This is a genomic window from Paenibacillus sp. P36 (genome assembly GCF_045866505.1).
GTDB classification, from domain to species: Bacteria; Bacillota; Bacilli; order Paenibacillales; family NBRC-103111; genus Paenibacillus_E; species Paenibacillus_E chondroitinus.
The window spans coordinates 1,518,936-1,543,770 of record NZ_AP038372.1; the positions used below are offsets into that span (position 1 = coordinate 1,518,936).

General features: G+C 48.7%; 20 protein-coding genes and 1 riboswitch. Of the genes, 14 read left to right on the forward strand and 6 right to left on the reverse strand.

Annotated features, from left to right (window positions below; translation table 11 throughout):
• The first annotated feature begins 77 nt into the window (after positions 1-77).
• The 4 genes from ACKTT9_RS07105 to ACKTT9_RS07120 all read left to right on the forward strand — a co-directional run bounded on the left by ACKTT9_RS07105 (position 78) and on the right by ACKTT9_RS07120 (position 9,192).
• On the forward strand, positions 78-2,132 hold the full coding sequence (locus ACKTT9_RS07105) for a molybdopterin-dependent oxidoreductase (protein ID WP_407871002.1): 2,055 nt from the start codon (positions 78-80) through the stop codon (positions 2,130-2,132).
• Positions 2,133-2,188: 56 nt separating this feature from the next.
• Positions 2,189-2,431 (forward strand): hypothetical protein, encoded by a 243-nt coding sequence (locus tag ACKTT9_RS07110; RefSeq protein WP_157319590.1) that lies wholly within the window; start codon positions 2,189-2,191, stop codon positions 2,429-2,431.
• Positions 2,432-3,475: 1,044 nt separating this feature from the next.
• Positions 3,476-7,771: an S-layer homology domain-containing protein gene (locus tag ACKTT9_RS07115; RefSeq protein ID WP_407871003.1), complete on the forward strand. Its 4,296-nt coding sequence runs from the start codon at positions 3,476-3,478 to the stop codon at positions 7,769-7,771.
• 173 nt (positions 7,772-7,944) lie between these two features.
• Positions 7,945-9,192, forward strand: a complete 1,248-nt coding sequence (locus ACKTT9_RS07120; RefSeq protein ID WP_407871004.1) for an ATP-binding protein — start codon at positions 7,945-7,947, stop codon at positions 9,190-9,192.
• Here the strand turns inward: ACKTT9_RS07120 and queF are convergent.
• Positions 9,189-9,689 (reverse strand): preQ(1) synthase, encoded by a 501-nt coding sequence (queF, locus tag ACKTT9_RS07125; protein WP_157319586.1) that lies wholly within the window; start codon positions 9,687-9,689, stop codon positions 9,189-9,191. The genes ACKTT9_RS07120 and queF overlap by 4 nt on opposite strands.
• 10 nt (positions 9,690-9,699) lie before the next feature.
• Positions 9,700-9,743, reverse strand: a riboswitch (PreQ1 riboswitch).
• A gap of 152 nt (positions 9,744-9,895) precedes the next feature.
• Between queF and ACKTT9_RS07130 the strand changes: the two genes are divergently transcribed.
• Together ACKTT9_RS07130 and ACKTT9_RS07135 are read left to right on the forward strand one after the other, a co-directional pair.
• On the forward strand, positions 9,896-10,840 hold the full coding sequence (locus ACKTT9_RS07130) for a thymidylate synthase (protein WP_407871005.1): 945 nt from the start codon (positions 9,896-9,898) through the stop codon (positions 10,838-10,840).
• Positions 10,841-10,870: 30 nt separating this feature from the next.
• Complete coding sequence (locus tag ACKTT9_RS07135) at positions 10,871-11,353, forward strand: dihydrofolate reductase (protein ID WP_407871006.1); 483 nt, start codon at positions 10,871-10,873, stop codon at positions 11,351-11,353.
• 62 nt (positions 11,354-11,415) lie between these two features.
• On the opposite strand, the gene ACKTT9_RS07140 is transcribed toward ACKTT9_RS07135, so the two are convergent.
• The 3 genes from ACKTT9_RS07140 to ACKTT9_RS07150 all read right to left on the reverse strand — a co-directional run bounded on the left by ACKTT9_RS07140 (position 11,416) and on the right by ACKTT9_RS07150 (position 13,616).
• A complete protein-coding gene (locus ACKTT9_RS07140; protein ID WP_407871007.1) occupies positions 11,416-12,045 on the reverse strand; it encodes a YcnI family protein in 630 nt (209 codons plus the stop codon).
• A 96-nt stretch (positions 12,046-12,141) separates the two neighbouring features.
• Complete coding sequence (locus ACKTT9_RS07145) at positions 12,142-12,813, reverse strand: response regulator (protein WP_407871008.1); 672 nt, start codon at positions 12,811-12,813, stop codon at positions 12,142-12,144.
• A gap of 2 nt (positions 12,814-12,815) precedes the next feature.
• Positions 12,816-13,616, reverse strand: coding sequence for a sensor histidine kinase (locus ACKTT9_RS07150; protein WP_407871009.1), 801 nt, complete (start codon positions 13,614-13,616; stop codon positions 12,816-12,818).
• A 171-nt stretch (positions 13,617-13,787) separates the two neighbouring features.
• On the opposite strand from ACKTT9_RS07150, the gene ACKTT9_RS07155 reads away from it, so the two are divergent.
• From ACKTT9_RS07155 to phnE, 3 genes are all read left to right on the forward strand, one after another.
• Entirely contained in the window at positions 13,788-14,813 is a 1,026-nt protein-coding gene (locus ACKTT9_RS07155) for a HoxN/HupN/NixA family nickel/cobalt transporter (RefSeq protein WP_407871010.1), read from the forward strand.
• Between the two features lie 187 nt (positions 14,814-15,000).
• Complete coding sequence (phnC, locus tag ACKTT9_RS07160) at positions 15,001-15,774, forward strand: phosphonate ABC transporter ATP-binding protein (protein ID WP_407871011.1); 774 nt, start codon at positions 15,001-15,003, stop codon at positions 15,772-15,774.
• A complete protein-coding gene (gene phnE / locus ACKTT9_RS07165; RefSeq protein WP_407871012.1) occupies positions 15,771-17,345 on the forward strand; it encodes a phosphonate ABC transporter, permease protein PhnE in 1,575 nt (524 codons plus the stop codon). The genes phnC and phnE overlap by 4 nt, the downstream gene beginning before the upstream one ends.
• Positions 17,346-17,407: 62 nt before the next feature.
• On the opposite strand, the gene ACKTT9_RS07170 is transcribed toward phnE, so the two are convergent.
• Entirely contained in the window at positions 17,408-17,656 is a 249-nt protein-coding gene (locus ACKTT9_RS07170; RefSeq protein ID WP_407871013.1) for a hypothetical protein, read from the reverse strand.
• 185 nt (positions 17,657-17,841) lie between these two features.
• On the reverse strand, positions 17,842-18,834 hold the full coding sequence (locus ACKTT9_RS07175; protein ID WP_407871014.1) for a phosphate/phosphite/phosphonate ABC transporter substrate-binding protein: 993 nt from the start codon (positions 18,832-18,834) through the stop codon (positions 17,842-17,844).
• A 153-nt stretch (positions 18,835-18,987) separates the two neighbouring features.
• Here ACKTT9_RS07175 and ACKTT9_RS07180 point away from each other — a divergent pair, with 153 nt between their 5' ends.
• The 5 genes from ACKTT9_RS07180 to ACKTT9_RS07200 all read left to right on the forward strand — a co-directional run bounded on the left by ACKTT9_RS07180 (position 18,988) and on the right by ACKTT9_RS07200 (position 24,166).
• Positions 18,988-20,589: a bifunctional metallophosphatase/5'-nucleotidase gene (locus ACKTT9_RS07180; protein WP_407871015.1), complete on the forward strand. Its 1,602-nt coding sequence runs from the start codon at positions 18,988-18,990 to the stop codon at positions 20,587-20,589.
• A 161-nt stretch (positions 20,590-20,750) separates the two neighbouring features.
• Positions 20,751-21,554, forward strand: a complete 804-nt coding sequence (locus ACKTT9_RS07185; RefSeq protein ID WP_407871016.1) for an alpha/beta hydrolase — start codon at positions 20,751-20,753, stop codon at positions 21,552-21,554.
• Entirely contained in the window at positions 21,551-22,339 is a 789-nt protein-coding gene (gene pxpB, locus ACKTT9_RS07190) for a 5-oxoprolinase subunit PxpB (protein WP_407871017.1), read from the forward strand. The genes ACKTT9_RS07185 and pxpB overlap by 4 nt, the downstream gene beginning before the upstream one ends.
• Positions 22,329-23,315 carry a biotin-dependent carboxyltransferase family protein gene (locus ACKTT9_RS07195; protein ID WP_407871018.1) on the forward strand — a complete coding sequence of 329 codons (987 nt, stop codon included), beginning with the start codon at positions 22,329-22,331 and terminating at the stop codon, positions 23,313-23,315. Before pxpB ends, ACKTT9_RS07195 begins: the two co-directional genes overlap by 11 nt.
• An 83-nt stretch (positions 23,316-23,398) precedes the next feature.
• Complete coding sequence (locus ACKTT9_RS07200) at positions 23,399-24,166, forward strand: LamB/YcsF family protein (protein ID WP_407871019.1); 768 nt, start codon at positions 23,399-23,401, stop codon at positions 24,164-24,166.
• Positions 24,167-24,835 lie beyond the last annotated feature (669 nt).

Here is a 24,835-nt window from a genome sequence, read left to right on the forward strand (position 1 = left end):
CACGCGTCATTGTTTCCCTTCCTTTTAATTCGTTATATAGTTAAGAAGTTGAAGTGACGGAAAGGAGCTAATAGCAGATGCACTCGTCGATGATTGAGCAGGAGAATGGCATTTTTCCCGCCGTATGCTCACTGGATTGTCCAGATCAATGCGGATTGCTGCTTCATAAGGAAGCTGGCAAGATCGTTAAAATAGAAGGAGACCCCAACCACCCGGTGACACAAGGGGCAATTTGCAATAAAGTTCGCAATATGACGGCACGTCTTTATGATGATAAAAGGCTGCAGTACCCAATGAAGCGTGTCGGCCCGAAGGGAGAGGGGAGCCGCTTTGAACGCATATCCTGGGAAGAAGCGATCGCAACAATCACGACCCGTTGGAAAAAGCTGATCGCAGAGGAAGGCGCCGAGTCCATTCTGCCATACAGCTTTTACGGCAATATGGGGCGGATTGGGACCGAGGGGATGGATCGCCGGTTTTTTAACCGGATGGGTGCAAGCCGTTTACTGTACTCGATTTGTGAAGCCGCAGGAACTGAAGGCTATAAATATACGATGGGCGGCAGCTTTGGAACCGACCCGGAGGATACGGTGCACGCCAAACTCATCATTATGTGGGGAATCAATGCCGTCAGCACGAATATGCATCAGGTGATGCTGGCTGAGAAAGCCCGCAAAAACGGTGCGCAAATCGTCGTCATCGACGCTCACCGGAACCAAACAGGCCGTTGGGCCGATTGGTTTATCCCGATTATGCCGGGAACGGATGCCGCGTTGGCACTGGGAATTATGCATATATTGTTCGCCGAAGATAGCGTGGATGAAGCTTTTTTACGGCAATATACTGTTGGCCACGAGGAGCTGAGGGAGCATGTTCGGCAGTATGAACCTTCTGTGGTATCTGCAATAACAGGAGTCTCTGTCCAAGACCTCTATCGCTTGGCTAGACTATATGGTCAAACTTCGCCTTCTTTTATTCGTATTGGCAACGGGATTCAGCATCACGATAACGGCGGAATGTGTGTGAGGACCATTGCCTGCTTACCGGCATTAACGGGGCAGTGGCTGCAGCGTGGAGGCGGCGCTATAAAAGGAAACGGCGCCTATTTGGAGCACAACATTCCCGCCCTACAGCGGCCTGATCTGAGGGTAAAAGAGGCGCGGCAAATTAATATGAATTTGCTTGGCAGCGCGTTGTTGGAGCTAGATCCGCCAATTCGTTCGCTGTATGTGTACAATTCCAACCCGGCGTTAGTTGCCCCCCATGCGAATAAAGTGAGAGAGGGGCTTCAGCGAGACGATTTGTTTACGGTTGTGCATGATCTGTTTCTGACCGAGACGGCGAAATACGCCGATATCGTGCTACCGGCAACTTCATCTTTTGAGAATACGGACTTTTATCGTTCCTATTGGCATCATTACGTGCATCTTCAACTCCCTGTCGCTCGGCCATATGGCGAGAGCAAAGCGAATGTCGACGTGTTTCGTCTGCTTGCAGCGGAGATGGGCTATGTGGATGAGGCTTTGCAGGATAGCGATGCGGATTTGGTGCGCCAAGCTTTGGATCACCCCGGAAATCCGGGTTTAGCGAATATTACCTATGAGAGCCTGCTGGAGAACCCGTTCATGAAAGCGGAAGTGAAGCCGCTGTTTCCAGGACAGTTACGGACGCCGAGCGGTAAAATCGAACTTTTCTCCCGTGAGATGGCGGAGAAGGGTTATCCGGCTTTGCCGACGTACATTCCGCTTCCCGATGAAGGGGATTTGCCGTTCCTGTTTATCCCTGCGCCGAATCATAACTTTCTGAACTCGACGTTTGCTCATAATGAGAAGCATGTCCGCATGGAAAAAACGCCGAAGCTGCACATGAATGAAGCGGATGCCGCCTCTTTGGGGGTAGCGAGTGGCGAAATGGTTCGCGTATGGAATGCTCGCGGCGAATGTGAGTTAACCGTAGCGGCTGGCTCGGATGTGCTGCCTGGTGTCGTCGTAAGCCAAGGACTCTGGGCGGATTCGTCCGGGAATGGCAGCAAAGCCTTGGTTAATGCGCTTACGCCGGATCGTGTGGCGGACATGGGCGGAGGGGCAACCTTTTTCTCCGGTCGTGTGCGTGTGGAAAAACTCAGTAAGTGAACTGGCTGAACGTATGGGCACATTCCCGCATAAAGTAATGCAGGAGGTGATGGCCTATGTCATTACAGCAAAAAGCATATGCTTGGATAGGCAGTCCAGTAGGTGTATCCCTAATGGACGGTACAGGTACTTCAGGAATTCTGTGCAGTGTGCAAGGCGGATCGATTTACTTGATCGAATACTTATACCATACGCAATTTGCCACGAAGCATTATGCCTTCAGCCAAATTCGGGATATTTACCCTTTCCCGCAATGCCCGCAGCCGCAATTGTTGTACCAAGCGAAGCCGATGTATTAATAAATGTAGAAGCCGACCCTGTAGGGTCGGTTTTTTTTGACACGCAAGATTTTATTTGTGTTTTGAGTAAGGGGTAAGCGGAGCTTGTCCTTTGCTTATTGTTACGTGCTGAATGAGCATACCGTGCTAAGCCTTGCACCAAGTGACCATATCGCTCTGTATGACCGCCTCGCATCAAGTAATCATGCCACATCGAATGCCCGCCTTGCACCAAGGGACCATATCGCTCTGTATGACTGCCTCGTATCAAGTAATCATGCCACGTCGAATGCCCGCCTTGCACCAAGTAACCATATCGCTCTGTATGGTCACCTCACATCAAGTAACCAAGCCACGTCGAATGCCCACCTTGCACTGAGTAACCATATCGCTCTGTATGGTCGCCTCACATCAAGTAACCAAGCCACGTCGAATGCCCGCCTTGCACCAAGTGACCATATCGCTCTGGATAACCGCCTCACACCAAGTAGTCGATCCTCGTTGCATCACCACTTTGCGCCATTGCACATCAATCCCATGTCTATGCTGCATTTTATACAACATAGAACAGCTTTAAACCCTATCACCCGAACCTTCATTGCACAATGTACAATGAATTCAATCTAAATAGGGTGAAAACCGCTCAATTCTGCCTTTTACGTTGTATTTTGTACAACGTAGAAGGAGGCATTGGCCGATCTGAGGCCTCTATGCTGCACAAAGTGCAATATAGAGAAGGCTTTGGCCATTATCGGGGCTGTCATTGGACTTCATCCAATGCCACGCACATCCACTTCGCTCCTGTGCCCGCAAATCGCCAGATTGGGCGCGTTATTCCTCGAAAAATGCTCTTTAGCTAAGGGAGGGAACTGTTCACGTTTCTCACCAAAATAGAGAAACAGAGTTCCCTCAATGGGCATTACTTGATATTTTCCAATAATATCCCTCCTACACCTAAATAAATGACAATAAAAGTTGTCAAAAAGGGGGTAATATGATGGAATCGCGGCTAATTGTATACGCTTACATTGATGCGAGACTAAACTGAATAAGGAGCATATCTACATGAAAATACGTTTTTTACAAAAAAGACTAGCTTTGTTGGTACTGTTCTCCATGGTCTTTTCATTACTCCTCGTTCCTGTGGCAGGCAGAGCAGCGGATGTTGAGGTAGATGTTGCTGCTCTCCCAACCAGTGCAGATGCTGCTATCGTTATAGACAGCACTAAGCCTGAGGTAGCAGATACGAACTACGACAACAGAACGAATTTGGGAAGTTCGACGTTAGGATTATACAGCCTTTCAACCAGCTCCTCGAAAAAGACAGAAGTTTACTTCAAGTTTGATGTGTCTACCGTATCTGATAGTACATACAAATATTATTTGCAAGTGTCTGCGAAAAAAGGCAGCAGTGACATCGACACCGCCCTTCAAGTGTATGGTTTATTGAATAATTCATGGCAAGAATCAACGATAACCTGGAATAATGCTCCTCAGACGGATTTGTCTGCGATGAATCCATTAGGGCAATTTATTGTGAATCAGGCTAATTCAGCTAAACCGATTTTATACACCGTAGACGTGACGGATTATGTAAGGCAGCATCTCTCCGACCAGAAAGTTTCTTTCATCATTGCTTCAAATTCAACCAACTCCGTTAACGTATATTCGAAAGAGAACACTTCAGCCTCCAACCCTGAGCCGCAACTCCTAGTACGGCGTGTTGTTCAAAGCGACACTACCCCGCCAATATGGGGTCAAAACGCAGCCTTAAAATCAATTAATTTGGGCATGGATTTTGTTCAATTAACCTGGCCGGCAGCCATCGATGATAGTGCGGTATCGAACTATAAGCTTTATCAGAATGATGTGCTGCTAAGCAATGTGACAGGGAATACATACACCGTTCAAGGGTTAACCCCGAATACAAGCGTTACATATAGCGTTTATGCAGGAGATGCGGTAGGCAATTACTCGCTGACACCTCTTACCTATAACGTAACGACATTGTCCGCTCCAGTTACACCTCTGCAAGTCGTAGAAGTCAATGCGAGCAGCAGCGATGGAAACGTTGAGAGCAACACGCTCGATAACAACTTGTTCAGCCGCTGGTCAGCTTCAGGTGACGGGCAATATGTGATGTTTGATTTGGGGCAGCCGAAGAACATTGGGTACGTGGGCATTGCTTTTTATAAAGGCGATCTGCGGACTACGCTCATTGATATTCAAACATCAAACGATGCGCAAACCTGGACGAATGTGTTCACCGGAAACAGCCGTCCGAATACGGTGGATATGCAAGCTTTTGATATCCCGGATACACAAGCTCGCTTCGTTCGCATCATTGGACACGGGAACTCCGATGGCAGTACGTTCACAAGTTTAACGGAAGTTATGATCTATCCACCGTTCCCTTCAGGTGATACACCGGTAGCGATCGTCCCCAATATTACGCCAACGGCGCCGTCAGGGACGGTCCCTTTTACAAAGCCGGGATTAACGAATCCAGATGGGTCTGAACATGCTGTGCACTCGCCTCATCAGGTAACTGGCGTTACACGTAATGTGCTTGATTATGGAGCAGATCCGGCGGATAATGCCCAAGATGACCGCATTGCCATCCAAAATGCCATAGATGCTGCTACAGCTGGCGACGAGGTGTTCATTCCGAATGGCGTTTATAACTTCATCACTTCCCCGGATGGATTTATCAATTTAAAACTGAAGTCAGGCGTCAACCTGCGGGGGGAAAGCGAGTCGCAAACGATTTTGAAATCAAGCATTGATGATGTTAAAAATAGTTCTGTGCTGAAATCATCGAGTCAACATGATATCTTGATTTCAAATCTGACTGTTACTTCCACGTGGAATCGTGCCTTTTCATTGGATCATGTGATCAATAATCCGGCTGCCGGAGGGCCTGACAGCATGATTGCTATCGCCAATTATGGCGAGGAGCCCTCCTATAATGTCACCGTTGATCATGTCACTGTGGAGCGTTTCCGGCGTATGGCCATTCGCATTGAAAACAGTCACGATGTCGTTGTGCGTCATGCGACTTTCCGCAATGCAACGGACTTAGGCGGCGGCGGTGCCGGATATGGTACGTCCATTCAAGGGATGCCGAAGGTCGATAGGCTCGGTTTTGATAACGATACGTATTGGAACGTAGTGGAAGATTCCACGTTTGAAGGGCCGTATCTACGTCATGGATCCCTCATTCAAAACGTAGCGCACAATAACGTACTGCGAAACAATCACTATAAGAACACAAAGCTGGACGCGATTGATCTCCATGGTGAGTTGGAATATTTGAACGAAGTTTATGGCAATACCGTTGAGGATATTTTTACAGGCGGCGGCGTAGGGCTTGGAAATACTGGCGGGACGGCTCCAAGTAATCATAGTAAAACAGGACCTCAAAACTACATTCATGACAATGTGATCCGCAATGCGCGTGAAGGAATTGTCGTCACCATGGGCACTCCGGATACACGGATTGAACATAACATCATTGAAAATACAACGACTGTCAACAATGGTGTAGGGATCAACATTTTAAACGGGCCTGGAACACGCATCGAAAATAACATCATTCGCAACAACACGGCTTCCGGTTACTGGGGGATTTTGCTTGAACACGACAACGGGGATCAAAATGCCGGGGGTGTCGGCGCTGGTGACCCTCAAGACGTACAAATCATAGGCAATACCATCACTGGAAACACGAATGGAATGCAGCTCCAGAAGGGTACGAACATTTCTGTTATCAAAAATATTTTAGATAATCCAGGTACTAATTATTTGAAAGCGAGCGGCGTGACGGCGACTGAAGTTTGGCCTTCTACGGATAATACGTTGAGCAGCCTGACAACCAGTGCTGGGACATTAAGTCCTGCCTTTGATGCAGCGCAAACAGCATACACATTAAGTGTCTATTACGATGTAAGTCAAATTACTTTTACGCCTAGTGCGAATGACAGCAATGCCAAAGTAACGGTCAACGGAACCTCCGTGGACAGTGGAACAGCATCAACACCGATCCAACTAAACATAGGTGCAAATGTTATTGAGATTGTAGTTACCGCAGAAAACAACGCAACGAAAACGTACCGGCTGACAGTAACACGAAACGCAAACGACAGGGAAGACAAAGGAGCCTCTCCTTACAGCTCCGCTCCTGGAGGCCCGATTTCAACACCTTCCGCTAAGCTAGGCACCAAAGTGTCGGAAGTAAACGGCAAAACGATCGTTACAGCTTCAGTAGATACACAGGCGCTTGAGGCGATCACCAAAGCACAAGGGAGCGGACCAGTCACACTTGCGGTAGAGACACCGGGTAGCACGGAGCAGGTACAGGTCAACTTGACGCGCTCCGCGCTCAATAAGCTGCTTGACATGCCATCGGTGAGGATTGATTCGTCAATAGGAGGCCTCAAGCTCCCTGTAAAGCAGCTGCTTTCAGAACAATTCGCGACGCTTGAGGTTGCTATCACCACCAACGATTCCGCTTCGGCCCAAGCCCAAGCTGCCGGACTTCAAGTTGTGACTTCGATGGATTTCGCCATGAAGGCAGTTTCGAGCGATGGTCAATCGGTGGACATCCATGACTTCAATCAGTATGTGCCATATACGCTGAAAGTAGAGAATGGAACGCTTGCTGAGCGTAACTTGGCTGCCGTCAGGGTTGTACGAGATGCTAATGGCAATGTCAGCTATGAGCCGGTTCCATTTACCGTTCAAGCAGGGGAAGTTACCATTTACGGTCGTGCAAACGGCACGTTTATGCTGATCGAAAATCAGGTTTCCTTCGGGGATACAGCCACACACTGGGCGAAGAACGAAATTGAACAAATGGCCAACAAAGGGCTCGTCCAAGGCATTTCCAAAGAGGAGTTCCGTCCGGATCAACCCGTTACCCGCGCAGAATTAGCAGCAATGATCGTACGGACACTGGGCATTAAGTCATCGGGGGATGACGCCCCTTTTAAAGACATGAACACTAAAGAATGGTACAACAATGCTGTAAACGCCGCCGTGAAAGCTGCCATTATTACTGGCTACGAGGATGGAACTTTCCGTCCGGAACAAACGATTACCCGTCAGGAAATGGCAGTTATGATGAATCGTGCTTTACTGGCAGCGGGGTACAACGAGCAGAAAGTTCAAGGGGAGGCACCTTCCTATGAGGATCAAAAGCAAATTCAGCCATGGTCGCAAGAGGCGATTGATCACCTTGGAAAGTTAAAGCTAATGGAAGGCACAAGCTCATCTTCATTTGACCCGGATAGGGAAGCTACACGGGCGCAAAGCGCTGTCATGCTGCTTCGCTTACTGCAAGTACTGACTTTTACAAATTAACGCAAAGTTAAATAAGCTATGACGGAAGGCTTCGACTGAAGTGCTTCCGTCATAGTTTTTTTATTTTATGGCAGTTATCCAGAAAAATCCAATGGTTAAAAAAGGGAATATCCTGGTTTTTGCAGAAATTACAAGGGGTAAGAATTTGAGTGGCTGTAGGTGTAGGAGGAGCTATGTTACTAGAGAAATTATTTCTGAACATCCTGATTGTCCTTGCTCCTGTTTTATTGCAGAGCGTTTTTGGCGAACGTTGGAGTTACGCCAAATCTCCCATTGTGATGGGGCTGTTGTATGGAATGGCATCCTCGCTTTGTCTGCTTTTTTCTTATGAAGATCTTAACTTATTTTGGGATTTGCGCTACGTTCCTATGGTCATAGCAACTGTGTATATGGGACGGAAAGCAGGCTTTATCAACTATGTGATGATCATTATGATGCGTACTTACCTTGGTGGCGATGCGCTTTTGTTTGGATATATTAGTATGACGGTTGCGTTCATGATTCCCTTGCTTGCTTCGTTCAAAGTTAATGCTTTGACGGGGAACTCGCGGATTAAGGCCACTATTGTGGTTGCCCTGGGACCACTGTTTGTCATGCTCCTGATATTAATTTCGTACTCATTGTTTTCCGGCGAACCCCTGGATTATCGAATGATTCCCGCCATCACTGCGTTCGGAATCCTCACGATTTTGGGAACTTGGTTCTCCACGATGCTGCTGGAACTGAATGAAGAGCATGCGAAAATGAAAGCGGAAATCCAAAAAGCTGAAAAAATGAAAACCTTAGGTGAACTTGCTGCTTCTATCGCTCATGAGGTTCGTAATCCACTAACGGTTGTAAAAGGGTTTCTCCAGCTCATGCGCCCAAGCGAACTAGGCAAAAATCAACAGTACCTGACCATTGCCATGGAGGAGCTGGAGCGGGCCGAGACCATTATCAGTGATTATTTAAATTTCTCCAAACCTAAGCTAACGAAGTTGGAATCTTTTTCTTTTTCGGATGTGCTAACGAATATCCTGATCTTGCTAACACCGATGGCGATGAAAAATGGCGTAGAGCTTACTTGTCATGTCGATGAGCACATCTATATTCATTCCGATAGAGGGCAATTGCAGCAAGCGCTGGTGAATGTCATTAAAAATGCGATTGAAGCTACACAGGCGAATGGTGAAGTACAGGTATGTTTGACGGGGATGGCAGGTGAAGTGCAGATCCGCATTTGCGATAACGGCAGAGGAATGAGCAAAGATCAGCTGTCCCGCATCGGCCACCTGTTTTATTCCACGAAGGATGTCGGGACGGGACTTGGGACAGCTGTTACTATCCGAATCATCGAGACGATGAACGGCAAAATTGTTTATGAGAGTGAAGAAGGCGTAGGAACGACAGTAACCATTACCTTACCCCTGCAGCAAAATTAACGATTATCGATTTTTTCCGGATACATATCGTGGTTCATTAACCGGTGCTCAGCCATCGCTTCAAACTTCGTGCCGGGCTGACCCCAGTTGCAATACGGATCGATCGAAATGCCGCCGCGCGGAGTGAATTTCCCCCAAACCTCAATATATCGAGGCTCCATAAGTTTGATCAAATCATCCATGATAATGTTGACGCAGTCCTCGTGGAAATCGCCGTGGTTGCGGAAGCTGAACAGGTACAGCTTGAGGGACTTGCTCTCTACCATTTTGATATTCGGAATATAGGAGATGTAGAGGGTTGCGAAATCCGGCTGTCCAGTGACGGGACACAGGCTCGTGAACTCAGGGAAATTAAATTTGACGAAATAATCCCGGTTCGGATGTTTGTTATCGAATGCTTCCAGCACCGTCGGATCATAGTTGAACACATACTTCGTTCCTTGATTTCCGAGTAGGGTGATTTCTTTTAAATCTTCATTGCTTCTACCTGCAGACATGATGAATCCTCATTTCATAGTTTTTTATAGAGGGAGTTTGCGAACCTCTTCTAGGAGCAAATAGTACCATAACTGCCGCAAAAATGCATCTCTGAGAGATTGGGATTTCGTGGAGAAATTGTCCGCACTTACAGATACCACTGAGGGGACAGGAATGGTAAAATAGATGGATATGCCTTTTATTATGGGATGGAGGTTCGTTAGCTTTGAAAGCCTATCAGGAATTGCTACAAGATATATTGGCAAACGGGACTAAAAAGGAAGACCGAACAGGGACGGGAACGTTGTCCGTATTTGGGAGGCAGATGCGTTTTGACCTTTCGGAAGGATTCCCGCTTGTGACGACGAAAAGAGTGCCTTTTCGGTTAATCGCCAGTGAAATGCTCTGGTTTATTAAAGGAGATACGAATATTCGATATCTGCTGCAGCATAACAACCATATTTGGAATGAATGGGCTTTTAAAAAGTGGATTGAAAGCGCAGATTATACAGGACCCGATATGACGAATTTTGGGCTGCGTTCTCAGCAGGATGAAGCTTTCAAGGTTCAGTATGACGAGCAAATGGCGAGTTTCGTAGAAAAGGTGCTGAATGACGAGGCATTTGCGAAGCAATACGGCGAGCTCGGAGATGTGTACGGCAAGCAGTGGAGAGATTGGACGACAACGCAGGGCGGAACGATTGATCAGCTCAAAGAGGTCATCCATATGATCAAAACGAACCCGGATTCGCGCAGGCTCATCGTCTCCGCATGGAATCCCGAGGATGTGCCGAGCATGGCGCTGCCGCCGTGTCACACGATGTTCCAGTTCTATGTGGCGGGCGGCAAGCTGAGCTGCCAGTTATATCAGCGCAGTGCCGACACGTTCCTGGGCGTTCCTTTTAACATTGCAGGCTACGCGCTGCTTACGCACCTAATCGCACAGGAGTGCGGACTAGGCGTAGGGGAGTTCGTCCATACCATTGGCGATGCTCATATCTACACGAATCATATTGATCAGATTCATACGCTTTTGAGCCGTGAACCGAAGGAATTGCCAACGCTGAAGCTGAATCAAAATGTGGCGTCGCTGTTCGATTTCGATGTCAGCGACATCGAGTTGATCGGATACAATCCGCATCCAACGATCAAGGCGCCAGTAGCGGTATAGACGTGTTACGAAAGGAGTTTTGCACCGGCTATGAGTATTTCATTTATTTTTGCCATGGACCGCAACCGTGCCATTGGTGTGAACAATACATTGCCTTGGCACTTGCCAGGTGATCTGAAATTTTTTAAAGCTGTGACGATGGGTCACCCCATTCTAATGGGGCGCAAAACGTACGAATCCATCGGAAGGCCGCTGCCAGGCAGACGCAATGTGATTCTTACGCAGAATACGGAGTTTCGGGCGGAGGGCTGCGAGGTCATTCACTCCGTCGATGAAGCTGTTCAAGAGTTCAAGGACCAAGAACTCTTTGTCATTGGCGGCGCGGAAATATTTCGCCTATTCGCAGAGAAGGTTGATCGGATGTACATAACGTTCATCGAGCACGAGTTTGAAGCGGACACGTACATGTCGGAGCTGGACTTGTCCGACTGGACCTTGGTCTCCAGCGAACAAGGGGAACGGAACGAGAAAAACCCGTACGAGTATTACTTCCGGATTTATCAAAGAGCATAAAAAAGGCCCTGAGTTCAGCGTCAATCCTGACGGAGAACTCAAGGCCTTTTTTTATAGCCGGATTAGCGGCGTTTTCTTGTGAACGAAACGATCAAGGATAATGCCCCAAGCACAACAGCTACAATGGAAAGGTACAGTGGTGTTTTGGAGCTGGAACTGCCGCTTTCAGCAGCAGCTTGGCCAGCAACGACGTTTCCGTGGCTGTCTGTGATAGCGCCGGCTTTGGCTTTCACCGTCGTAACGGAAGCAGGCTTGTCTGAGCCGTCTGCGCCGACCCATTCCACGACGCTGCCGTCTTTGTAGGTTTGGTAAGCTTTCCAAACGATTTGGGTAGCAGCGTCCGCTACTTTACCCTGCATATTGAAATCACCGAACTCCGTGCTCGCGAGTCCGTCTCCGCTTGCTTTCCAGGTAACGCCGGTAATTTTACCAGCGGAATCTTTGGCGACTTCGTATGTCCAGCCGGCTTTTGGCTCAAAACGGGAAACGGCAACAGAGTCCATCGGGAACTTCACTTCCACTTTTACTGTAGGAATATCTTTCTCGGATGGGACACGAACCGTAAACATCTCGTAGCTGCCTTGTGTAGCTTCTTTGGGATACACCGTTACGTGAGCGCTGGCGACGCCAGCGATTAGCAGCATGGAACCGATCAGCAGGATACTTGCGTTTAACATCAATTTTTTAAACATGGAACATTTTCCCCTTTCGAATCAACTCTTCTCATATTGTCCATGTTACCTGTTTGGTAAGCATCTGAGTATGACTCGAGTGGGCTATTTTTTCGACTAGTTTTGTCCTTTTCGTGTCAAGCCGTGCTTAATGGCGAATCCGGTTAGCTGAACCCGGTTCTCAAGCCCGAGCTTAACCAATATATTTTTCATATGATTTTTGACGGTATGCTCCGAAATGAGCAATTTCTCAGCAATCTGCCGATTGTTGTCTCCCTGGGCGACATAGGCGGTGATTTCCTGCTCCCGAGACGTTAGCATGCTCGGTGTTGGACCTTCCACCAAATTCCCAACCGGTGCCCGAAACCGCTGGAAAAGCTTGTCCGCCATCCCCCGGGCGGCATCGGAATTGTCGTCGAGCAGGGCACGAAGATAGGTAAGCCATTCATCAGGGTCCATATTTTTGAGCAAATAGCCCTGAGCTCCGAACTGCAGGGCCGTGAAGAGATCGGCCACATCGTCGGAAACCGTCAGCATGACGATTCGGATCGTCCCATAGGCTTGTTTGATGCGCCGTGTAGCTTCAAGTCCATCCATAGGAGACATGTGAATATCCATCAAGACCACATCGGGCGCGACTTCACCACACAGCACAATCGCAGCTTCACCGCTGCTGGCTTCCCCCACAATTTCAAAGTCGGCCACTGGCTCCAGCATGCTGCGGATCGCTTTTCGCGCCAAGGGATGATCATCTACAATAAGTACACGGTAGGGTTGTGTGGATGTCAAAATCAGTTCCTCCTATCTGCAGCTTGCACAGTGAGTTCGGTTCCGGTTGTGTCTCTTGCCTTAAATTCGAAGGTGGCGCCTAGCTCAGACGCTCGTTTCTGCATCAGCTCAATGCCATACTTTTTGCCTGCTGCTTCAGCATGTTGAAGTCCACGGCCATTATCCGTAATCTGCAGCTTCCAGGCATCTGGCTGAGCTTCCAGCAAGATTGTCGCTTCCATTGCCATGGAGTGCTTGCGAATGTTCGTAAAGGCCTCCTGGATGATGCCGAAAAGCTGTACCTCCTCTGTGGGAGTGAAGCTGTTTTCATCAATCTCCAGCTTCTCCTGCAGCTCAATGCCTGTCACCATCCGCCAGTCGTGCAGAAATTTATGGATACGCTGCTCAAGGCCAGTCCCTTCTTCAGGTGGCGTGCGAAGATTAAAAATCGCCTGCCGGAGCGAGTTGTCGATTTCCGATACGGCGGCTTTGGCTTCCTCCAAATCACCTTGCTTTAATTTGACGTTGAGGAAAAAAAGCGTCTGAGCCAAGTCGTCATGCAGCTCTCTGGCGAGGCGTTCCCGCTCTTCGTAGACGGCTCTGCGGGCTTCGCCCATGGTAAGCTGCTCATTGCTGCGTTCAATGCTTTGAAACATCCACGAAGCGAAGAGGTATGAGAGCAGCAGCGTAATCACGGTAATGGAGAAGTTGCCGGCTTCCATCGTTAAGTAATTTAACAGGAATTCATGGCGTATATATTCAAAGCCGCCGATGATGACCACAGGTACGAAAATGGTGAAAAGTTTAAAAAGACGAAGAGACATCAGTTCATTTCCACTCCTTACATAGCTCATTATTTGGAACGGATACTATTATAACAAATAAATGTTAGAGATCTTCACAATAAATTAGGCAAAATGCTTCTCAAGTCACGCACACGTGTGCTACATTGTAAATAAATCGTGGCACGAATGGAAAGGTTGTGTGTATACCACATGTGGAAATCATTGCTGGAGCAGCGGAAAAGCTGGGGCGGATACATAGGCTTTATCTTGCTTCTCCATATATTAGGCCTTATTGGACTTTATTCGGTGGCCAAAACGTCTCCTGCTTTTTGGGGGATCGGACTGCTTGCCTATACGCTGGGCATGCGGCATGCCTTTGACGTCGATCATATCGCGGCCATTGACAATACCGTGCGTAAGCTCGTTCAACAGAAACGCAACCCGTTAGGCGTCGGTTTTTATTTCTCGCTAGGTCATTCTTCGGTCGTCTTCCTCATGTCGATTGTGACCGCTTTTTCGGTGACATGGGCGGAGCGTGAGCTTCCTTGGATGCAGCGTTTCGGAGGCGTTATCGGCGCTTCGGTATCCGGGCTTTTTCTAGTTATCATTGGTGTCATTAATTTGATTATTCTAATAAGCTTATATAAGCTATTCGTCAAATTTCGCGGCGGCAAGCAGGATGACAATGAGTTTGAAGAGCTGTTGGAATCCCGCGGCTTTATCGCCCGCATGATCAAACCGTTGTTCTCCTTCATCAGCAAAAGTTGGCATGTATATCCACTAGGCTTTCTCTTTGGTCTGGGTTTCGATACGGCTAGTGAAATTGCGCTACTAGCCATTTCCGCCCATGCGGCCAAAGACGCCATTCCGTTCATCGGCGTCATTTCACTCCCGCTGTTATTTGCAGCAGGCATGAGTTTATTTGATACAGCCGACGGGATGTTCATGACTAAGGCCTACAAATGGGCTTTCCACACGCCCGTGCGCAAGCTTTATTACAATTTGACTGTAACCGCTTTGGCCGTCATTGCCGCTTTAATTATTGGTGTCATTGAGTTGGGACAGGTGCTCTCGGAAGAGTTCGGCATGGAAGGCTCCTTCTGGACTTGGCTGCAGGATATTGATTTCGGCACCTTGGGCTTCATCCTCGTCGCCCTGTTCGTCATTGCGTGGATCGTCTCCATTGCGGTGTGGAAAGGGATGAAAATCGAGGAGCGCTGGCGTGCTAAAGTTTAGTTCTAAAGTTTGAGAAGTAAGTCATTTAGACTAGCCTCGGATCATATTCCGGGGCTTTTTTGTTGTGATGGTGAACAATGGAATATGAATATTTTCTAAAGGTTATCATAGAAAGAAGGATTTTGGCGAAATTCGTAGAATTAATTTGGTCTGATCTTTGAAACCATTTAGAGAAAGTAGGACTTATATGATTGAGTTTAAACATATTTCCAAGGTGTATCCTAACGGAACTGTGGGTCTGAACGACATTAATTTGACGATTCACCCGGGAGAGTTTATTGTCATCGTTGGCCTCTCAGGCGCAGGAAAATCAACTTTATTGCGTTCAATCAATCGCTTGCATGAGACGACAGACGGGGAAATTTTGATAGATGGCAAATCGATCACAAAAGCAAATGGTTCGGAATTACGCCGGATGCGCAGAGATATCGGGATGATCTTTCAAACCTTCAATCTCGTTAAGCGTTCCACGGTTCTTCGCAACGTATTATCTGGTCGCGTAGGCTACCACTCCACATTACGTACTATCCTTGGTTTGTTCCCTAAACATGATATCGAGCTTTCCCTGAAAGCACTGGAAAGAGTGAATATTCGGGAGAAGGCCTATTCACGCGCTGATGAATTGTCCGGTGGTCAGCAACAGCGTGTTTCCATCGCGAGAGCACTTGCCCAAGAAGCTAAAATCATTTTGGCGGATGAGCCTGTTGCTTCCTTGGATCCTTTAACGACAAGACAGGTTATGGATGACCTGAAACGCATTAACAAGGAACTGGGTATCACAACGGTTGTTAACCTGCACTTTATTGATCTTGCACGTGAATACGCAACGCGGATTATTGGGCTTCGTGCAGGTAAAGTCGTATATGACGGACCCGTTGCTGAAGCGACAGACGAGGTATTCTCCGAAATTTATGGCCGTGCCATTAAGAAAGATGAGCTGTTGGGGGTGCAGGAGGGATGAGTGTGACGTCTGTCAAAAGACCTCCTCGAACGAAGATTTATCTCACAGCCATCATCATGATCTTGTTCCTGATCGGAAGCATCTATCAGACGGACGCGACACTTTCGAAGCTGGTTACCGGAACACCTGAAATCCTCAAGTTCATTGGGGAAATGTTTCCGCCGGATTGGGCGTTTTTCGCTGATATTTGGAAGCCGATGGCACAAACCATCCAGATGTCCATTATCGGTACAACCGTGGGAGCTCTTTTCGCTTATCCCATGGCGCTTCTTGCAGCACGTAACGTAACCACATCGCCGTGGCTTTTTTATCCGGCCAGACTGATCATGAACTTGCTTCGCACGATTCCGGATTTGCTGTACGCTGCTTTGTTTGCGGTGTTGGTAGGCTTTGGCCCGACAGCAGGTACGCTCGCGCTGATTTTCTTCACATTCGGTATTTTGTCCAAGCTTGCCTATGAATCGACGGAAGCGATTGATCCAGGCCCTCTGGAAGCGATGACAGCCGTTGGCGCCAATAAACTGAAGCTGATTCGTTTCGGTGTTCTTCCACAGGTCGCACCTACGTATCTTGCTCATTTCCTGTATACATTTGAAGTCAGTATCCGCGCCTCCGCGATCCTAGGTTTGGTTGGAGCCGGTGGTATCGGTTTGCTGCTCAAAAACACGCTGGATCTGTTCCGTTACGATCAGTCCTGTGCGATTGTCATTTACACGTTGATTGTTGTTGTCATTATTGATTTGGTAAGTACCCGGTTCCGTTCCTACCTGCTGAAGGGCAGCGCGAAGCCAATGTCAGAATCTCGTGCGCGTACTTACAAAATTGTAGGATGGGTCGCGGTTATCGCTTTGTTCATCTGGTCGTTGACAGGTCTCGAGTTAACAGGCTTTCAACCAACGACTTGGATTTTGACCAAAGCCATGATTACCGGCTTGTTTCATCCGGATTGGGCGTATGTCTACATTCCGGAAGGCGAAGATTTACTTCGTTCTTTGCTTGAAACGTTGTCGATTTCCTACTTGGGGAACTTCGTTTCGGCGATTGTCTGTTTGCCGTTTGCCTTCTGGGCTGCAGCGAATATGAGCCGTTTCCGTGCCGTCTCGGGAACAGGGAAATTGTTCTTGAGTATTGTTCGTACGATTCCTGAAATTATTATGGCTTTAATCTTTATCAAAGCTGTAGGACCTAACGCGTATGCCGGGGTAATGGCCTTAGGATTGCACTCCGTAGGGATGCTAGGGAAGCTCTATGCCGAAGCCATTGAAAATATGGATATGGGGCCTACAGAGGCGATGAACGCCGTTGGCGCTAATATTTGGCAGCGGATGGCCTTTGCCGTCATTCCTCAAGTCATTCCTGATTTCATCTCGTATACGCTATATCGTTTCGAGATCAACGTTCGTTCCGCAACCCTGCTTGGAGTCATTGGTGCTGGAGGGATCGGTACGCCGCTTATTTTCGCGCTGAATGCGAGGCAGTGGCCGCGTGTAGGGATCATCCTGATCGGGATCATCATTACCGTCTCAATTATTGACTACATTTCAGGATCGCTTCGTAAACGTATCGTATAAAGCAACAGACGCCGCTAGCTGCGGCGTCTGTTTTGTTATGCACGTTGTATTATGTATGTCTATTACACTTGACTTGAAAGTCTCTCGCGGGTAACTAAACGAAGGGTACCGCGGCTAAGTTTTGATAATCCGGCTGAGCTGTTTGTCGGTTCCAGGACTTCAATCTGTTCGATTAGCTCCAGGGGAATCATGATGTTTCTTATTTTCAACAGTTGGAAGGCTGAATAATAATGCGTAATAACTCCTCTAATTTCGTCGTTGCCGCACCGGATGGAGACTTCATTTTTACTGCTAATAAGCTTTTCGAACATTCCATTTTCACCCCACTATGATATATGACAAGATCAGGTAAACGTTTGTCATGCAAAAGTAAAAAAAAAATTACCGGACGTGCCACATCCATAGTATGCAAGCGTGGAAATGCGTAGAATTGAAAAAAAAAGAGGCTGTCCCTCCGTCAATGAATGACTTTGGACAGCCTCTTGATTATATAGGCTTATTTCAAGCCCATTTCTTTGTTCGCATCACGAACGATGTTGAAATCTTCATCTTTCGCTACAACATAACCTTTATGTGTGTAAACATCAAAAATGATTTTTTGGCCTTCTGGATCCGTACCAAGTGCTAGGAAAGCGTCTTGGATTTTCTTTTTCCATGCTGCATCCATATCGGAGCGAACAGCGATGGTATCGTTAGGGATTTTATCGGAGAAAGCTAGAACTTTCGTTTGTTTGAAAATGTCTGGGTAATCTTTGATCATGTTCGTACGAATGTCTTGGAATACGCCGACAGCATCAACTTGACCGTTAAGAAGCGCGATAACCGCTTTGTCATGTCCTTGGAATTGTACGCCTGTTACGTCTTTCACTGGATCAACGCCAGCTTTTTTCAACAACAGACCTGGGTAAACGTAACCAGCTGCGGAAGTAACACCTTGCCAGCCCATTTTCTTGCCTTTCAAATCAGCAACCGATTTGATTGGGGAATCTGCTTTCACAAGAATTTCGGATTTGTAGAAATTCACGAGTTCAGTCGTTGGTTGGCCAGTTGCATCGTCAACGCCGAAACGTGTCGCTTGGGCAAGCAGATCAGCCGCTTTGCGGTTATCATGGGCAACAACGTAGTTGCTCGGAGGCAGGAAGCCAACGTCAACTTGTTTGGAAGCCATAGCTTCGATTACAACGTTATAGTCAGTTGAAACGGAAACTTTAACCGGGATACCCAGCTTGTCCCCGAGAAGTTTTTCAAGTGGTTTGGCTTTCGCTTCAAGTGTCTCTGCATTTTGGGAAGGAACGAATTGAACTTTTAGTTCTTTTGGAACAAAACCTGTAGCTGCTGCTGGGCTAGCGGAAGCTGCTGCTGCCGGAGAAGCACTCGCTGCTGCACCTGCTGAAGCTGATGGAGCTGGAGTTTCTTTCTTTGCGCAGCCAGCAAGTAGACCTGTGGCAACAACCATCATGGAAAGGGTAATCACTGTTAATTTTTTCATTACTTTTTTGACCTCCGTTTAAATTTATTTGCTATTTATCTAAGATGTAATATAACATTAACATAAAGGATATGGAAGATAGTGTGAAGTATTTGTTAAACTGCCAATTGTTATGTACGTATTTACAAAATAAAAAGTTGTGGAGTGGGGAACTTGACTCAACCTGGTAAGGTGCAGAAAAGTACAGTAACCATACTGGAAACAAGCGATTTACATGGCAATATGCTGCCTTTGCATTACGCGAATAATTTGCCCAACGATGTGGGTTTAGCCAAAATAGCCGCATTGGTAGCAGGTGAACGGAAGAAGGAAGCCAATGTGATCGTCATCGACAACGGGGATCTCATTCAAGGCACTCCGCTGGCCTACCATCATGCCAGATTGGATAACGAGCCGATGGATCCGATGGTGATCGGACTCAACTATATTGGCTATGATGCTGCTGTAATCGGGAATCATGAGTTTAATTATGGTCTTGATGTACTTGGTAAGGCGGTCAAGGAATCCGAGTTCCCGTGGCTGTGCGCAAGCATAGTAGACGCAGCAAGCGGAGAGCCGTTCTTAGGCAAACCTTATATCATCAAGGAACTTCCTGAAGGTGTTCGCATCGGTATTTTGGGATTAACGACACCTTATATTCCAAATTGGGAAAATCCCGCACACATCGCCGGTTTGCAGTTTGTAGATGCTGTAGAAGCAGCTCACAAGTGGGTGAAGGTGCTTAAGGAAGAAGAGCGAGCGGATGTTGTAGTCGTCTCTTATCATGGCGGCTTTGAAAGACATCTGGAGACAGGGGAACCAACGGAACCTTTGACAGGTGAAAATCAGGGCTATCAGCTTTGTATGGAAGTTGAAGGGGTGGATGTGCTGCTGACCGGGCACCAGCACCGGAGCATTGCAGGGCAAAGCATCAATGGCGTCCTTGTTGTGCAACCGGGAACGGCTGGCGTTACGCTTGGGAAAGTGAAGCTGGAGCTTTCGTTGGTAGAAGGCAAATGGCGGATCGACACCAAGACATCCGAGCTGCTCTCCGTAACGGGTGTTGAAGCAGACAAGAAGCTCTTGGAACTTGTAGATACCCATGAAGCAAAAACGCAAGAGTGGCTGGATCAACCGATCGGCAAGCTCACGGGTGATATGCTCGTGAAAGATCCCATGCAGACCCGCTTGAAAGACAGCGCACTGATTGAATTCATCAATCGGGTACAGATGGAGCTGTCCGGAGCGCCCATTTCGAATACGGCGTTGTTTGATAACGTATCGCCGGGTTTTCCTTCCGATATTACGATGAGGGACATCGTATCCAACTACATTTACCCGAACACATTGAAAGTGATTCGGATTTCCGGACAAGACATCAAGGACGCCTTGGAACAGTCCGCGGAATATTTCGAACTGACACCTGGCGGCGAAGTTCAGGTCAGCAGTAAGTTTAGAGAGCCGAAGCCACAGCATTACAATTATGATATGTGGGAAGGCATTACGTATAAATTGAACATCTCCCGCCCGATTGGAGAGCGTGTCGTACAGCTCGATTATGACGGGCAGCCGCTGGACCTTGATGCATCCTACGATGTGGTAATGAATAATTACAGGGCAGCCGGCGGAGGCAACTACGCCATGTTCCAGGATAAGCCGGTCATTAAGGATATTCCGACGGATGTTGCGGAACTTCTTGCCGGGTATATTATGGAGCGGGGTACGATTGAAGCCAGCGTGAATGGGAATTGGGAAGTCATTTGGGATACAGAGTAGAAATGGAAAAGGCGGTGCAGGGTTAATCCTGCGCCGTCTTATTTTTTTCTTTCCACATAAGAATCAAGGCAATGTCCTAATTTTTTGTAAAATCCTACCTATGCGAACTTGGGGGGATTCGATATGATTAGCATAGCACATAAAAAAAGGAGGTTTCTTGAGTGAACACCGCAACCACAATCGAATTATGGCCCGGAGCATCCAAGGATAGCATCGGTGAGGAAAACCAAGGATGCCCGAGCTTGACTTTGTATCCTGTTGCAAGCGAAGGCTTGAGCTCTGCTGTTATAGTATGTCCCGGAGGCGGCTACGGTAGGCGTGCGCCCCATGAAGGCGAACCTGTTGCAAAGTGGCTCAATGGACTTGGGATTTCGGCCTTTGTTTTAAACTACCGGGTAGCACCATATGAACATCCAATTCCGCTCCAAGATGCCCAAAGAGCGATTCGAACGGTAAGACACCATGCAGAGCAATGGGGGATTGATCCGAATCGGCTAGGAATCCTTGGATTCTCCGCAGGTGGTCACCTGGCTTCCTCAGCAGGTACGCTATTTGATGCCGGGAACCAAGAAGCAGAAGATCCTATCGAGAGACAAAGCAGCCGTCCGGACGCTTTAATTCTTTGTTATCCCGTCATTTCCTTCTATGAGTTTGGACATGTGGGCTCCAAAAAGAACCTGTTAGGCGAGGCACCGGATGAGAAGCTGGTGACTTTGTTATCCACAGAGAAACAAGTATCGTCGGATACACCGCCGACTTTTCTCTGGCACACCGCCGACGATGCCGCCGTTCCCGTCGAGAACAGCTTGCTTTTTGCCATGGCGCTTAGCCGTCATAAAGTGCCGTACGATCTGCATGTTTTTGAGAGCGGACGGCATGGTATTGGCATGGCGACTGATCACGATGAAGCCTATATATGGCCTGAACTTTGCGCAAACTGGTTGAAAAAGCAGAAATTTGCATGACGAAGCTCCATTACGAATGGCATCACCTTGGGGATTCGGCCATCGTACTTACGCTTGGCACAAGCATTGAGCTGTCGACGCTAGATCTGGTGCGGCAAGTGACGGCCTATCTGGAGAAGCACCCTTTCGCAGGTTTTATAGAAATGGTGCCCGCTTATACGACGATTACGATTTATTACGATCCGGTCGTGGTATATCAGCATTTTTCTGAAGCGGAGGTTCATCGCAAACATGCGCACCCCGCTGGAGAAAATTATATGCTTCCTTGCGACAAGGTTCTCCAACATATTGTGCGGTGCTTGGGCGGCTTTGAGTTCACAAACGAGCAGCAGTCACCTCAGACCGAGAAACTTATCGAAATTCCCGTTTGTTACGGTGGGGAATATGGACCTGATCTTTCGGAAGTAGCGGTTTATCACAGTCTGACAGAGGAAGAAATCGTCTCGCTGCATACTGCACAAATCTATCCGGTCTATATGATTGGTTTTGCGCCCGGTTTCCCGTATTTTGGGGGTATGGATGAGCGGTTGGTTACACCTAGAAAATCGGTGCCCCGACCCCGTATTCCAGCTGGATCGGTAGGAATTGGCGGCGCGCAAACCGGCATTTATCCATTTGAAACGCCAGGTGGGTGGAACCTGATCGGTCGGACGCCGCTTGCTTTATTTCAGCCGAAATCCACGCCTCCTTCCTTATTGCAGGTAGGAGATCGGGTGAAATTCGTCGCCATCACGCCGGAGCAGTTCCATTTTACCGCTGAAAGGAACCTGGGACATGGGCTTTAAAATCATCAAGCCGGGAATGTTATCGATCCTGCAGGATCAAGGGCGTTACGGATACCGCCAATTTGGCGTCATTGCATCGGGTCCTATGGACTTTTTTGCCCACCAAGCGGCTAACATTCTTGTAGGGAATACCGCCGATGCCGCCGTATTAGAAATTACCTTGAACGGACCGAGCATGGTCGCGCAATCGGATATGCTGATAGCCTTGTGTGGAGCTGATCTCGAAGCGGATGTGGAAGGCAGAAGAGTGCCGTTATGGCGATCTTTTTTCATCCAAAAAGGGGAACAACTTAACTTTCGCTACGCGGTGAAGGGTTGTAGAGCTTATTTAGCCGTCCATGGGGGCTTTGCAGCGGATGTCAGTATGGGCAGCACAAGCACTTATCTGCGGGCAGGGATCGGCGGGCATGATGGCCGAGCACTTCAAGCGGGAGATGAACTGAAGCTAAGCAGTGCGGGGAAAGCAGCCGCTAATTTCCATAACCGTTCTGTTTCCGGTGAGGTCACTCCTTTTATTCGGCCGAATTACGAAGACAACCCGGTTGTGGGTATTGTATGGGGCAAAGAAGCGGAACATTTTGCGAAATCGGTCAAAGCGAAGTTTCTGGCTCGAAGCTTCACGGTTACCCCACAATCGGACCGGATGGGATATCGTCTGGAAGGAAAACCTCTTTCGCTGAAACGCGGTATCCCCCATGAGATGATTTCGGAAGCCGTTGTCCCAGGCACGATTCAGGTGCCGCCGAGCGGTCAGCCCATTCTTTTGCTTTCTGACTGCCAGACAACAGGCGGCTATCCGCGCATTGCCCATGTCATTACGGCCCATCTGCCGCTAATCGCTCAAGTGAAGCCAGGGGGCAAATTGCGTTTCCGCGAGGTTAGCTTGAGGGAAGCCCAGGAGCAGCTTTTGCTGCAGGCTATGGATATGCGGTTGCTGGAAGCCGGCGTGCAGGCTTGGTTTAGGGATCGTGGATGATGATGGTCGGATGAGATGAGAAGTTCAAATGATATTTGATAAAAACAAAGTGAAGTTTTGGAGTTATGAAAGGTGATGGAAGAGTGAGTGTACTGCGTATAGATTTAAATTGTGATATGGGCGAAGCCTTCGGCGCCTATCGTCTCGGGCGCGACGAGGAGCTGCTGGACTTCGTCAGCTCCGCCAACATCGCCTGCGGGTTTCACGCAGGCGATCCTGCCACCATGCGCAGCACCGTACAGCTGTGCTTGCGCAAAGGCGTGGCGATCGGGGCCCATCCGGGCCTCCCCGATCTGCAAGGCTTCGGCCGGCGCGAGATCGCCATCACGCCGGCTGAGGCTTACGAGCTGACGTTGTATCAGCTCGGGGCGCTGCAGGCGTTCGTCCACGCCGAAGGCGGGCGCCTGCAGCACGTCAAGCCGCATGGCGCGCTCTATCACATGGCGGCGAAGCGCCATGATCTCGCCGCGGCCATTGCGGCAGCGACGCTCAGCGTCAGCGCGGAGCTGACGCTGCTTGGACCGCCCGGCAGCGAGCTGCTGCGGGCGGGTGCCGCCGCGGGGCTGCGAACCGCGAGCGAAGCTTTCGCGGACCGCACCTACCGGCGGGACGGCACGCTGACGCCCCGGGATCAGCCCGGGGCGCTGCTGGAGAGCGCCGCGGATGCAGCGGCGCAGGTGGTGCGCCTCGTCCGCGAGGGGAAGGTCCTCTCCCAGGAGGGAGAGGATCTGAGCATGCGCGCGGACACGATCTGTATCCACGGCGACGGTGCTCACGCCGTGGAGTTTGCGCGCGATATCCGCGCGCTGCTGAACCGCAGCGGCATCGCGGTGACGGCGCTGGGGCACTGATCCGTGACTCTAACGGACTGAGATGCCGCTATCTGCCACTTTTAGGATGAAATTTGGATCTAACGGACTCAGGTGCCGTTATTTATCTGAAAGTTACCGATATCCACCCTAAAATCAGCAGATAGCGGCTGTACGGTCCGTTACCCCTTGCTCATACAGCAAAAACACTATAATAGCGGCAACCAGGTCCGTTAGCCTCTGGGGGGCCAGTCCCTGCACTCCGCCCACTTTTTTCAGCCCCACATTCCTACACTCCCACAATTCCTGCACCACCACACTCTTCGCATCCAGTCCCTGCACTCCTTTCAACCCCTGCACTTATCCACCCACCGCCACCCTTCAGTTTCATCCCAGACACCCGCCTAGGAAAGAATCCTTATAACGATTCTTTCACTTGAGAATGGGGTAGGATTATGAGTAAATAGAGAAGTAGCCGGCCAGCTAATAACTTCGGAAAGGAGTGATCAAGGTGATTACAACAAAAGCGGAGGTGATCTCTGCGTAAGCAGAGGTCATCGTTACAACCGGGGGCCCTCTGGGCTCCCGCATATTCTTAACTTACGAGTAGACAGCGAGAAGCTTTTTACATATAATGAGAATTGTGAACACGAAGTGAACACACAGGCAGTGCAGGAGAGACTTTGCTCTCCAACCCATGTAATACAATCC

Coding starts and splice junctions, on each gene's coding strand:
- ACKTT9_RS07105 (WP_407871002.1), top strand. CDS start 78: ATGCACTCGTCGATGATTGAGCAGGAGAATGGCATTTTTCCCGCCGTA.
- ACKTT9_RS07110 (WP_157319590.1), top strand. CDS start 2,189: ATGTCATTACAGCAAAAAGCATATGCTTGGATAGGCAGTCCAGTAGGT.
- ACKTT9_RS07115 (WP_407871003.1), top strand. CDS start 3,476: ATGAAAATACGTTTTTTACAAAAAAGACTAGCTTTGTTGGTACTGTTC.
- ACKTT9_RS07120 (WP_407871004.1), top strand. CDS start 7,945: ATGTTACTAGAGAAATTATTTCTGAACATCCTGATTGTCCTTGCTCCT.
- queF (WP_157319586.1), bottom strand. CDS start 9,689: ATGTCTGCAGGTAGAAGCAATGAAGATTTAAAAGAAATCACCCTACTC.
- ACKTT9_RS07135 (WP_407871006.1), top strand. CDS start 10,871: ATGAGTATTTCATTTATTTTTGCCATGGACCGCAACCGTGCCATTGGT.
- ACKTT9_RS07140 (WP_407871007.1), bottom strand. CDS start 12,045: ATGTTTAAAAAATTGATGTTAAACGCAAGTATCCTGCTGATCGGTTCC.
- ACKTT9_RS07150 (WP_407871009.1), bottom strand. CDS start 13,616: ATGTCTCTTCGTCTTTTTAAACTTTTCACCATTTTCGTACCTGTGGTC.
- ACKTT9_RS07155 (WP_407871010.1), top strand. CDS start 13,788: ATGTGGAAATCATTGCTGGAGCAGCGGAAAAGCTGGGGCGGATACATA.
- phnC (WP_407871011.1), top strand. CDS start 15,001: ATGATTGAGTTTAAACATATTTCCAAGGTGTATCCTAACGGAACTGTG.
- phnE (WP_407871012.1), top strand. CDS start 15,771: ATGAGTGTGACGTCTGTCAAAAGACCTCCTCGAACGAAGATTTATCTC.
- ACKTT9_RS07170 (WP_407871013.1), bottom strand. CDS start 17,656: ATGTTCGAAAAGCTTATTAGCAGTAAAAATGAAGTCTCCATCCGGTGC.
- ACKTT9_RS07175 (WP_407871014.1), bottom strand. CDS start 18,834: ATGAAAAAATTAACAGTGATTACCCTTTCCATGATGGTTGTTGCCACA.
- pxpB (WP_407871017.1), top strand. CDS start 21,551: ATGACGAAGCTCCATTACGAATGGCATCACCTTGGGGATTCGGCCATC.
- ACKTT9_RS07195 (WP_407871018.1), top strand. CDS start 22,329: ATGGGCTTTAAAATCATCAAGCCGGGAATGTTATCGATCCTGCAGGAT.